Annotated in this window: 13 protein-coding genes and 1 pseudogene; 4 read left to right on the top strand and 10 right to left on the bottom strand. The window is 55.3% G+C overall.

Going from position 1 to position 11,438, the window contains the following annotated elements:
• The first annotated feature begins 62 nt into the window (after window positions 1-62).
• Window positions 63-425: a DUF4406 domain-containing protein gene (locus tag ACOTZF_RS04715; protein WP_023619585.1), complete on the top strand. Its 363-nt coding sequence runs from the start codon at window positions 63-65 to the stop codon at window positions 423-425.
• 44 nt (window positions 426-469) lie between these two features.
• On the opposite strand, the gene ACOTZF_RS04720 is transcribed toward ACOTZF_RS04715, so the two are convergent.
• Entirely contained in the window at window positions 470-1,237 is a 768-nt protein-coding gene (locus tag ACOTZF_RS04720) for a DeoR/GlpR family DNA-binding transcription regulator (protein WP_023619584.1), read from the bottom strand.
• Between the two features lie 86 nt (window positions 1,238-1,323).
• Between ACOTZF_RS04720 and ACOTZF_RS04725 the strand changes: the two genes are divergently transcribed.
• Together ACOTZF_RS04725 and tam are read left to right on the top strand one after the other, a co-directional pair.
• Window positions 1,324-1,908, top strand: a complete 585-nt coding sequence (locus ACOTZF_RS04725) for an NUDIX domain-containing protein (protein ID WP_020688643.1) — start codon at window positions 1,324-1,326, stop codon at window positions 1,906-1,908.
• Between the two features lie 83 nt (window positions 1,909-1,991).
• Window positions 1,992-2,750 carry a trans-aconitate 2-methyltransferase gene (tam, locus tag ACOTZF_RS04730; protein WP_058651318.1) on the top strand — a complete coding sequence of 253 codons (759 nt, stop codon included), beginning with the start codon at window positions 1,992-1,994 and terminating at the stop codon, window positions 2,748-2,750.
• A 6-nt stretch (window positions 2,751-2,756) separates the two neighbouring features.
• Here the strand turns inward: tam and ACOTZF_RS04735 are convergent, their stop codons facing one another.
• The 7 genes from ACOTZF_RS04735 to ACOTZF_RS04765 form a co-directional block, all read right to left on the bottom strand.
• Window positions 2,757-3,947, bottom strand: a complete 1,191-nt coding sequence (locus ACOTZF_RS04735) for a cytochrome c biogenesis protein/redoxin (RefSeq protein ID WP_129251690.1) — start codon at window positions 3,945-3,947, stop codon at window positions 2,757-2,759.
• 137 nt (window positions 3,948-4,084) lie between these two features.
• Window positions 4,085-5,380 (bottom strand): sensor histidine kinase, encoded by a 1,296-nt coding sequence (locus ACOTZF_RS04740; protein WP_129251689.1) that lies wholly within the window; start codon window positions 5,378-5,380, stop codon window positions 4,085-4,087.
• Window positions 5,377-6,117 carry a response regulator gene (locus ACOTZF_RS04745; RefSeq protein ID WP_020688639.1) on the bottom strand — a complete coding sequence of 247 codons (741 nt, stop codon included), beginning with the start codon at window positions 6,115-6,117 and terminating at the stop codon, window positions 5,377-5,379. Before ACOTZF_RS04745 ends, ACOTZF_RS04740 begins: the two co-directional genes overlap by 4 nt.
• Window positions 6,118-6,161: 44 nt before the next feature.
• Window positions 6,162-7,157, bottom strand: a complete 996-nt coding sequence (locus ACOTZF_RS04750) for an alpha/beta fold hydrolase (protein ID WP_129251688.1) — start codon at window positions 7,155-7,157, stop codon at window positions 6,162-6,164.
• A gap of 145 nt (window positions 7,158-7,302) precedes the next feature.
• Window positions 7,303-7,743, bottom strand: a complete 441-nt coding sequence (locus ACOTZF_RS04755; protein WP_038980697.1) for a GNAT family N-acetyltransferase — start codon at window positions 7,741-7,743, stop codon at window positions 7,303-7,305.
• A gap of 12 nt (window positions 7,744-7,755) precedes the next feature.
• Window positions 7,756-8,226: a GNAT family N-acetyltransferase gene (locus ACOTZF_RS04760; protein WP_038419430.1), complete on the bottom strand. Its 471-nt coding sequence runs from the start codon at window positions 8,224-8,226 to the stop codon at window positions 7,756-7,758.
• A gap of 9 nt (window positions 8,227-8,235) precedes the next feature.
• Entirely contained in the window at window positions 8,236-8,823 is a 588-nt protein-coding gene (locus ACOTZF_RS04765; protein ID WP_058651320.1) for a hypothetical protein, read from the bottom strand.
• Between the two features lie 134 nt (window positions 8,824-8,957).
• On the opposite strand from ACOTZF_RS04765, the gene ACOTZF_RS04770 reads away from it, so the two are divergent.
• Window positions 8,958-9,506 carry a GNAT family N-acetyltransferase gene (locus ACOTZF_RS04770; RefSeq protein ID WP_129317618.1) on the top strand — a complete coding sequence of 183 codons (549 nt, stop codon included), beginning with the start codon at window positions 8,958-8,960 and terminating at the stop codon, window positions 9,504-9,506.
• On the opposite strand, the gene ACOTZF_RS04775 is transcribed toward ACOTZF_RS04770, so the two are convergent.
• Both ACOTZF_RS04775 and ACOTZF_RS04780 read right to left on the bottom strand, forming a co-directional pair.
• The gene (locus ACOTZF_RS04775; RefSeq protein ID WP_023619574.1) at window positions 9,494-10,408 is read right to left on the bottom strand and encodes a bestrophin family protein; all 915 of its coding nucleotides are present in this window, start codon (window positions 10,406-10,408) and stop codon (window positions 9,494-9,496) included. The genes ACOTZF_RS04770 and ACOTZF_RS04775 overlap by 13 nt on opposite strands.
• A gap of 197 nt (window positions 10,409-10,605) precedes the next feature.
• Window positions 10,606-11,343, bottom strand: a pseudogene (locus ACOTZF_RS04780) (tagaturonate reductase); the annotation flags it as partial.
• Between the last annotated feature and the right edge of the window lie 95 nt (window positions 11,344-11,438).

Below are 11,438 nucleotides of genomic sequence, written 5' to 3' on the forward strand. Positions count from 1 at the left end.
TGAAAACCGATACTTCAATTATTAACGTGCAAATTCATGCACCATCACGCAACGAGGTATGTATGACACAACAGTTGATTTTAATCGCGGGCCCCTGGCGCAGCGGGACTGATGGCGACCAGGCCAAAATGGATGAAAACCTTGCCCGTCTGGAAAACGCAGCATTAGCCGTATACCAGCGTGGCCACGTTCCGGTGATTGGTGAATGGCTTGCGCTACCGCTGGCAAAGGCCGCGGGTTCAACGTCCATTGGGGATGAAATCAGTGAAGCGATGCTCTATCCCGTTGCACACCGGCTCATTGGGAAATGCGACGCGATTTATCGTATTGCCGGTGCGTCTAAGGGAGCTGATATGGATATCGAGGTTGCCCGTAAGCTCGGGCTGAACGTTTACACCTCGTTAGAAAGCATCCCTCAGGCCTGAGGACGCGCCTGAACCTGCCTGCTCATCACAGGCAGGTTCAAGGGTTATTCTGGATCTGATGTCGTCACCACGGAGACGCCCTTCTCCCTTACCGCGCTAATCCAGGCGCGATCGGTATCATCTTCCACGACAATCGTATTGGCCAGCGATAGCTCGCCAATCACAAACGATGACGCGGTGTTAATTTTTTCTGGCGATGCCAGGACCACTGTCTCGGCGGCCCTGCCGGAAAATGCACGTTTGATGCACGCCTCTTCGAAATCGCCGGTGGTAAGCCCGGCTTCAGGATGGATGCCGGTAACCCCCATGAAGAACAGATCCGCATGGATATTGTCGATGCCTTCAATGGCCGCTGCGCCTACCGTCACGATGGAATGTTTGTACAGACGTCCTCCGATCAGGATCACTTCAATCGAAGGATGCTCGACGAGCCCAAGGGCAATGCTCGGGCTGTGTGTGACCACGGTAATGCGTAAATCCGCCGGTAAATACGCGATCAGTTCCGATGTGGTGGTGCCGCCGTCGACAATCACCACCTGCCCAGGGGAAATGAGCTTTGCGCCTTTGCGGGCCACATTTTTTTTCGCGTCCATCTTCACCGATTTACGCTCGGCAAACGGCACAGTGGCCGACGAGGCCGGCAGCGCACCGCCATGGACACGCTGCAAACGCCCTTCCGCCGCCAGTTCGCGGAGATCACGACGAATGGTGTCTTCTGACACCGCGAAATGTGCGCTGAGCGCTTTAGACTGGACCTGGCCTTCAGCGGCAAGCTTCTCGAGGATTAATTGTTTTCGCTGACTGGTGAGCATTGTGGATTCCTGATATTGCACGCTTTATCTTGAATGTGCATGATAATGCTGTTTATGACGATCACTCTACGTAAGGAGCAGCAAACGTGCAATCGAAACGTGCAGATGTGCGCATCATTGAAAATGAAACCCTGTCGGATAACTGGTACATCCTCAAAAAGTACACCTTTGAGCTGCAGCGACGCGACGGTGAATGGCAGCGGCAAAGCCGCGAAGTGTATGACCGGGGAAACGGGGCCACGATACTGCTCTATAACCGTGATAAAAGAACGGTGATCCTGACGCGCCAGTTCCGCTTTCCGGTCTTTATCAATGGCCATGAGGACGACCTTATCGAGGCCGCTGCCGGGCTGCTGGATAACATGGATCCCGAAAGCCGCATCAAGGCGGAAGCGGAAGAAGAGACCGGATATCGTGTCTCCCGTGTTGAGAAAGTCTTTGAAGCCTACATGAGCCCAGGCTCCGTCACGGAAAAACTCTATTTTTATATCGCAGAGTATCACCCGCAGGATCGGGCCAGCGCAGGCGGCGGCATCAAGTCAGAGGGAGAAGATATCGACGTGCTAGAAATGCCGCTGGATGAGGCCTTGCGCGGTATTGATACCGGCAGGATTGTCGACGGCAAAACGATTATGCTGCTTTACCATATCGCGCTGAAAGGCGTTCTGTAGTCACTGCGTCGGTTGAGACCTGCCCCAGTGCGGGTCTCTGCCTGTGCTATTCTTGCTGATGAATTCAACACGGAGAGGCAAAAATGGCCGACTGGAACCCTTCGCTTTATCTGCAATACGGTGCCGAACGCACGCGCCCTGCTGCTGAACTGCTCGCCAGAATTCCACTGGATGAGGTGTCCACCATCGTTGATTTAGGCTGCGGACCGGGAAACAGCACCGCGCTGTTGAAGCATCGCTGGCCTTCCGCCCACATCACTGGTGTTGATAACTCACCGGCGATGCTCGAAGAGGCGCGCCAGGCGTTGCCCGATTGCCACTTTGTTGAGGCCGATATCCGGCAGTACAAGCCAGGCCAGCCGCTGGGCCTGATTTATGCGAATGCCTCGCTACAGTGGATCCCTGACCATTACGATCTCCTGCCGCATCTGGTTTCGCTGCTGAAGCTAAACGGCGTGCTGGCGATCCAGATGCCGGATAACTGGCTTGAACCGACACACGTTTCGATGCGTGAAGTGGCTGTTGAACAAGGTTATCCGGATCGTGGTCGTGAACCTCTGCCCGGTGTCCATGCGTATTACGATATTCTGACGGAGGCAGGCTGCGACGTGGATATCTGGCGCACGACCTATTTCCATAAAATGGGATCGCATCAGGCGATTATTGACTGGGTCAGCGCCACGGGGCTGCGTCCGTGGTTACAGGAGTTGAATGAAAGCGAGCAGAAGCAGTTCCTGAAACGCTACCATGAACTACTGGAAGAGCAGTATCCGCTTCAGGAAAACGGGCAGATACTGCTGGCATTTCCACGCTTGTTTATCGTTGCGCAACGTCAGCCATAAGTCGGCTCAGGAGCGGGCCTCTTTCAGCAACTGCTGAATGACTTTTTCCTGCTGGTCATAATTGCCTTCGCCAAAGGAGGTGTAGCGCAGTTGCCCTTTGGCATCGAAATAGTAGTGTGCGGGCCAGTACTGATTCCCGAAGGCGTTCCAGATCTTATAGTTATTATCCGTGACCACCCGATACGGGAGCTGCCATTTCGTCACCGCTTTTTGTACCGAGGCGAGCGGTTTTTCCCACGGGTATTCCGGCGTATGCACACCTATCACCACCAGACCTTGCGCCTGGTACTTTTGGGCCCAGTCGCGAACGTGCGGGAGCGTATGCTGACAGTTGATGCAGTCCCACGTCCAGAAATCAATCAATACTACCTTCCCCCGCAGAGAGTCAGACGTGACAGGGTCACCATTAACCCATCCTGTTCCGCCGCTTAAGGAGGGTAACTGGCTGCTGGGCTCGGTCATCGCCACCGGCTGAAGCTTCACCGGTGCCGTTGCGGGTTTCGCCAGCGTCAGGAGCGAATTTTCCAGACGGTCTGCGACCCCGTTGGCGCCTTTCAGAACGGACGTCATCCCGGTGGCGTTAAACGCAACGGTCGCTAACATCACCACGCCCGCCCCCTTGCGTAACCTTTCCATCAATGCCGATCTGGCACGCAGGGGTGCCATCAGCGCGCGACCACCGATAACCAGCAGCCCCAGCATCAGCGCGCATCCGCTGCCATAAGCGGCCAGCAGTGCCCCCGTGGCAATGGCGGAGTGACCGGCAATATTCAGGCTGAAGATGGCACCCAGAATCGGTCCGGCGCACGGCGACCAGAGCAACCCGACGGCCAGCCCTGCCAGAAATGCGGAGAGAGTACCGCGCGTCTGTCCGCTGCGTGTGTTGAGAAGATTACCTGCGCTGACGGCCGGTCCGGCAATACGCTGGGCGAATGTCGGGAAGATGAGTGCCAGCGCGGCTATCGCCAGTACAACCAGTGCGACCCAGCGCCCTGCTATCGTCGCCTGGGCGATCCAGTTGCTGGCGGCGGTAGCCACCAGTGCCACGAGGGTGAACATTACAATCATCCCCGCGAGCAACGCCAGAATATGCCGTCGTTGCCCCTGGAACCCGGCAAACAGCAGTGGAATAACGGGGAGTGTACATGGGCTGAGCAAGCTTATCATTCCGCCCAGAAAAGCGATTATCAGAAACATAGTGACCTCACATTACAGATGCCCTGCGAAGCTGCAGTGAGGTTATTTCACCGTGTTGATATGTTCAGGATGTGTGCAAATCAGCGCGAATTGTCTGCGCGCGTATCATGAGGGCTGTCCGATACAAAACCGTACAATTACCCGCGCGGCAGCGTAATCGAAACGTCCAGCCCACCCTCGACGTGGTTCGCCAGATGCAATTTCCCGCCTAACTGCGCAGTCAACTGGGCGGCGATCGCCAGCCCTAATCCGGTGCCCCCGGTGTCGCGGTTTCGTGAGGTTTCCACCCGATAAAACGGCTGCAATACTGCCTCCAGTTCGCCGTCCGGTATCCCCGGTCCGCCATCGCGAATGGCGATCGTGACATGATGGGCATCTGAATGAATCGTAATGACGGCGTAGTCGCCAAATTTCAGCGCATTATCCAGCAGATTGGTCATCACCCGGCGTAGCGCCTGCGGACGCGTGACCACGGGCAGACGGGCATCGGTTGCCTGAAGCTGCACGTTTTTCCCGATGTCCTGGTAATCACTGGCGATGCTGTTTATCCAGGCATTCAACTCCAGCTTGAGCGAGGTCTCTTCCAGAGATTCTGATGACCGGGCATACGCTATTCCTTCCCGCACCAGGCGCGTCATATTGTCCAGGTCGTTGAGCAACTTGTCCCGTAGCTCCGGCTGCCCCGTCATTTCGACGCGTAACTTCATGCGCGTTATCGGAGTCTGAAGGTCGTGCGATACGGAGGCCAGGATCTGCGCACGCTCGCGCAGGTAAGACTGGATACGCGCCTGCATCGCATTAAAGGCGTGCGCGGCCCGTTGCACCTCGACCGGCCCTGTCTCGGTCATTGGCGAGCTTGCTGCCGGGTCGAGGGAATCCACCGCCCGGGTAAACTGAGAAAAGGGTCGAATAACCTGGCGCACGGCAATCCATGAGCAGAACGCCAGAAGCAGCAGCTGCAACACAAGCACTACAGGCAGCCAGCTGGCGACCGGGGGCATTCGGGGGATAAGGTCAATGGTCAGCGGCGCGCCATCGCTCAGCGTAAGGTGGGCCTGAATATGGGAAACCGGCCCCGGTACGGCAGTAAACGTCAGTGGCCAGGTTGCCGACAGCGCCTCTGTCAGGGTGCGGATGGCATCCTGCGAGCGTTTGTCATGCGGTGCGGGCCCCGGTTCACCGGTGCCCAGAATGTAGCGATAGTTCCCCCGCGCCAGTCGTTCCAGCCAGGCTGGACGCTCCCCCGCGGGAAGCCGGTCGAGGATGGCCACACTGGTGGAAACGTCATATTCCAGGTTGCCGAGCATCACCGTGCGGGCGCTGCGCATCCGCTCAAGCATGACCAGCGTGAGGCTGAGCGCGTTGGCCAGCAGGAGCCCCAGCATCACGATGATCAGCAGTCGCGTCAGTAACGAGCGTGGCCAGAGCCTCATTCATTGGCCTCTTTGATGATCACCGGCATGGTAAAAACGTACCCTTCGCTGCGAACGGTCTTGATGTAGGCCGGCGTGCGGGCATCTTCATTCAGTCGCTGACGAACCCGGCTGACCAGAAGATCAATCGAGCGCTCAAAGAGTTCAGCATCTCGCCCCTGGGTCAGGTTAAGCAACTGATCGCGGCTCAGCACACGCTGAGGATGGTCAAGGAACACGCGCAGAAGACGGTATTCCGCCCCGCTGAGTGCCACAATCATCCCCTCGCTGTCGATCAGGTGACGGGCAACGGTGTCCAGTTGCCAGTCGCCGAACATCACCAGGCGCCCGGCCTCGGTCACCTGCAGATTGGGTGGCATGGTACGAAAACGGCGCAAAATGGCTTTGATACGCGCCAGCAGTTCGCGCGCAACAAAGGGCTTCACGACATAGTCATCGGCCCCCATTTCCAGCCCCAGGATCCGGTCTGTCTCTTCGTTGCGCGCGGTCAGCATCAGGATCGGCAGATCTTTATGTTTACCGCTGCGCAGTCCCCGGCAGAGCGTTAATCCGTCATCGCCTGGCATCATCACGTCCAGCACCACCAGATCGACATGCTGTTTATCTAGCACGGCCCGCATCTCTTTGCCGTTTGCCGCGCCAGACGCGCGATAGCCCGACTTGACGAGATAGTCGACAATCAATTCACGAATATCCCTGTCGTCATCGACGACAAGGATATGATCAATATGCTCCACCGGGATCTCCTGACTGAGGGGTAACGTATTGAAAATAGCACATATCACAGCTTATCCGCGTCGATAACCGCCTTGACGAAATCCTGCGGATCTTCCTGCGGCGGGTTGTGCCCCACGGTGGCCCCAAAGGTGCGGTGTTCATATTTACCGGTGAATTTACCGGCATAGGCTTGCGGCGCAGGATGTGGCGCCCCGTTGTTGCCGCCTTCGATGGTGATTGTCGGAACGGTGATATTTGGCAATGTCGCCAGCTTTTGCTCGTAGCTGTCGTATTTACGCTCGCCTTTTTCAAGCCCTAAACGCCAGCGATAGTTGCTGAGCGTAACCGCGACGTGATCGGGGTTATCCAGGGATTTTGCGCTGGCGTTAAAGGTCGCATCAGAAAACTTCCAGTCTGGTGAGGCCTGAGACCAGATCAGACGGGCGAAGTCATGGGTATTTTTGGCATAGCCTTCGGCACCGCGTTCTGTTGCGAAATAGAACTGATACCACCACTGCTGCTCTGCTTTTGGCGGCAGCGGCTGTTTACCAATCTGCTGGCTGCTGATGAGATAGCCACTTACCGAAACAAGGGATTTGACGCGTTCAGGCCACAGCGCCGCGACAATGTCCGCCGTACGGGCGCCCCAGTCGTATCCCGCAACAACAGCCTGCTTAATGTTGAGGGCATCCATCAGGTTAACGATATCTTTCGCCATGGCCGAAGGCTGGCCGTTACGCGGAGTGCTTGCTGACAGGAAGCGCGTGGTGCCGTAGCCGCGCAGCGAAGGCACAATGACCCGGTAGCCTTTTGCCGCCAGAGCGGGTGCGACTTCGGCATAGCTGTGAATATCGTAGGGCCAGCCGTGTAACAGAATCACCGGCTGTCCCTCTTTTGGTCCGATATCGACATAGCCGATATTCAGATCGCCAGCGTTAATTTGCTGAGGGTGATCGAAGGCTGCGGCAACATCTTTGCCGGTGACTTCGGCCTGACAGGACATAACGGTGCCAAGAGAAACGGTTAACGCCAGGGTTGAATACGCGAGTTTGCTGAACATGTTGGTATCTCCGGTTAAGAACAGTTGACGGGGATATAACAACACGCGTTTGTATAGCGGATATGTGCGAAAGGGGGTTTATTGCAATCCTGTGTATGTATCCGGTACACAGATACAGTGTGATACAAACACAGGTGATTCAGGCTTACAGCGAGAGGCGGTAGCGTACGTAATCGTCTGCTTCACCGTATTTGTCATAGAGTTTACGCGCCGGGTTGTTCTCCCGGGTCACCCAATACAGTTTCGACCACCCTTCGCGCTTGCCTTCGGCTATCAGGGCATCAATGAGCGCCTTCCCGGCCCCCGCACCACGCTCGGTGGCATCGACAAACAGATCTTCCAGGTAGCAAACCGGGGCCGTTGACCATGTGCCTTCGTGGAGAATGCACATCGCGAAACCAATGATCTTTTCGTCTTTCTCTACTACGCGGCAGAACATCGGTGAATGCGCTGAGAGCGCCCTCTCCCATGTCGATGCGGTAACCGATTCATCAAGAAAACAATCATAAAAATGGGTATACCCGTCCCATAGCGGTCGCCACTGGGCGTAATCGTCTGCGCTTAAAGGTCTTACCGTGACAGCCATGCGTTCCTCACATTACAAGTTGATCGCCATTTCAAAACAGCGTAAATCAGCGCCCGCCATGCGCGAGTGATGATACTTTTCGCTCAGCGTGACAAACCCCAGCTTCTGGTAAAACGACCGGGCGTTAGGCGTTGCATCGAGCGTCAGGCGGGTTAACCCCCGGCTATGGGCCTCCTGTTTGAGCGCCTCGACAATCCGGGTCGCCATGCCTTTTCCGGATGCCGCCGGCAAGGTGAATATCGCCTCCAGACAGTGGGTATCCAGATCAAGATAGCCAGTTGCCGCAATGTCGCCCTTTTCATCTTCCACCACGTAAAAAGGGTATTCAATGACCATTTGCCGGTAATGCTCCGGCATGTCGTCGGGCGTCCAGCGCGCAATGACGTCCGCGTCGTAACTGGTTTTACAGCCGTGACGAATCGCCTGATTGCGAATATTCCAGAGTATTTCAGCTTCCTGCGGATGCGCTTTTCGTAACGTCATATCACCTCTTTAATGGCTTTTTAACCGGATTTCACGTGCAACTCTGGCAAGACGCTGAGTGCGACAATAGAGGGTAAACAGCACAAAGCCGCTGCTATTCATTACCATCCGACAAAGTATCAGCGCGAAGGATGCGGTGACCAGTGGCCAAAGGTTTCCGCTATGAGAAAACAGAAGATGCAGAACCTGAACGAGAGTTATGACCAGCAGAATGATGAACACTGCCATAAACCCCAACAATCCTGACGTTACCCCTCGGGCCAGAAGCACGCTGATTACAATGAGCGCGCCTGTCATTATTAATGATGGTACGAAAAAACACAGTGCATGATGTAAAGGTGACAAACCCTGCAACGCGCTGAGAAAAGGCAGAAGGTTTAACGCAAACGCCACTAAAAAAAGAGGTAATAGCGCCGCTACCGGGTAAGGATTTTGACGCGGAAGCTCGCTGAGGGGGCGAGAAAAATACCCTTCCAGCTCGGGGGTGGAATGATTCAAAACACGGGTATCACGACGAGCAATGGCCTCCTCTATCTCTTTGCCATGCTGCAGGAGATCCTGGAAAACACGTCCGGTTAAAAGAGACCACAAGCGCATTAAAATTTCGCCATTGAAGAAATGATGCCTATTTTTGGTAGGGTATAAACTCTGCACGCCTCAACTGAATGTGATAGAGATGAAAATACCAGAACGCAAACAAAATCATAACGCTTAAATATGGAGATCTGCGGATGACGATACCGACGCTCACGACAGAACGCTTGCTGCTAAAACCGCTGGTTGCCGAAGATACCGTTCAGATACAAAAGCGCTATCCGCGCTGGGAGATCGTCCGCTATCTGGTCTCTTCCGTGCCCTGGCCCTACCCGGATAACGGCGCGGAAAACTATGTCAACAACGTGGCGCTGCCGGATATGGCGAAAGGGATTGCCTGGTTCTGGAGCATCCGCCGTCGTGAAGCGCCGGACGAACTGATGGGGGTTATCTGCCTGTACGATGTGGAAGATAACAACCGCGGGTTTTGGCTGGCGCCGGAGTTTCAGGGAAAGGGATATATGCGCGAAGCCAGCATTGCGGCAACGGATTACTGGTTTAACACGCTGAACAAACCCGTATTGCGCGCGCCGAAGGCGGCCGCCAATAGCCGCTCCCGTCGTATTTCAGACAGTAGCGGCATGCGGCTTATCAGAACGGAAAAGAAAGCGTACGTCAGCGGTATGCTCGATTCTGAGCTGTGGGAAATCACCCGGGACGAGTGGAACGCCCGTCAGGTCAGCTGATAATACTTATCCGGCATCAGTCTTTCCGGAATGTTCTCTTCATCGTTCATCTGCAGCAGATCGCGTTCCATCATGTTGCAGATGGCGTCCAGCGGCAGGTCGTTGTCTTCGGTACCAAACGGATCTTCCAGCTCTTCTGCCAGCGTATCCAGCGAAATAAAAGTATACGAAATCAGCGCAGAGACAAACGGCGTCATGTAGTGCAGGTCAACGACCAGCGCGAATGGCAGCATGATGCAGAACAGATAGACCGTACGGTGCAGGATAAGCGTATAAGCAAACGGCACGGGCGTGGTGGCGATGCGCTCGCAGCCTGACAGGACAATCGACATATCGTTGAGACGGTTGTTCAGGCTGTGGAACAGAATATCGGAGAGGTCTCCGTTACGGCGTCTGACGGCCAGCCATTCACCCATGATCAACAGAATACGGTTCGCCGGGGAATTGGCGGCCATGACGTTGCGTAAATCCTCCGCCGCCAGATAGCGCGCCAGTTGCCCTTCCCCCTTTTCACGACGCAGGGTCATGCGCAGACAATGGGCAAAGGCGATCTGCAGGCGGACGAACTCACCCAGATGTTTATCATCCGGCAAGGTGTTTTTAACCTCGCGAAATAACGAGCGTGCCGCTATCATCAGTTGCCCCCACAGCTGGCGAGCCTCAACGTAGCGCGAATAGCAGGCGTTGTTTCTGAACCCCAGAAAGATAGCGATGGCCACACCCAGGATGCTGAACGGCGCAACGGTAAATTTGATGCCCAGCGAGGTATACCACGGCAGCATCAGAATAACGGCGATGGATAGCAGGAAGTTAAGTAACAACCGGGTATAGATTTTAGGAAGTACCGAACCGTGCCAGACGAAAATCAGTTGTAGCCAGTGCTGTTTGGGACGAACAATCATAGTCAGCTTCAGGAAAGGAAAGAGCCGCGTTATTAAACGTGATCCCTGTCACGGTTGCAAGCTTGTTAATAAGAGATTGCATTTTATCACCTGATAAGCAATAAACCGCACGGTGCTAGAGCCTGCTCTACATAAACGAACCCATAGTATGTTGTAACTAATTAGATATAAAATACCCGGCCGAAGCCGGGCATGGGTTAACAAAGCGGTTTTACTGCGGCCCGCATCCCCTGTTGCAGAATCGCGTCGAGATCGCGCGAAACCTGACCGACAAGACCCTCTACCTGAGTTAAATCCTGCTCCCAGTGCTCAGTAACGCTTAAAACGGAGGCGACCAGCTCGCGGGTGGTGATATGTTTATCGTGATGCTGCGCCCACAGCTGTTGGTAACGAGCAAGCCAGTGCGCGTCATCCTGCACCGGATAGTTCTCCCCGTTAAGCTCTGCACGGTAGAACGCGATCAGTGCGGCCAGCGCGAACGTCAGGCGAGCGGGCAACGTGCCAGATGCCCTCACCCCCGCCAACAGCTGCGGCAGAATGCGCGTGCGATACTTGGTCATGCCGTTAAGAGCAATCGACAGCAGCTGATGCTTGATATACGGATTGCGGAAACGACCCGTAACGGCGCTGGCGAAAGAGGCCAGTTCATCACGCGGCAAATCCAGGACCGGAATGATTTCCTCATAGATCGCTTTTTCGATGAACGCGCATATGTCGGCATCATTCATCGCCTCGCCCACCGTATCCAGCCCCGCCTGGAACGCCACCGGCACCAGCGCTGTGTGCGCGCCGTTGAGAATCGCCACTTTGCGCTCCTTGTACGGCTTAATGTCATCCACAATCCGCACGTTTAGCGGGAATTTGTCCAGACGCAGTTCGCTGGCCAGGGATTCAGGCCCCTGAATAACAAACAGGTAGAAATGTTCAGCGGTATCCGGTGATGCTGCCAACTTACTGATTTAGTGTATGATGGTGTTTTTGAGGTGCTCCAGTGGCTTCTGTTTCTATCAGCTGTCCCTCCTGTTCAGCT

The organism is Enterobacter cloacae complex sp. SHL021, from assembly GCF_049237765.1.
Lineage (GTDB): Bacteria > Pseudomonadota > Gammaproteobacteria > Enterobacterales > Enterobacteriaceae > Enterobacter > Enterobacter cloacae.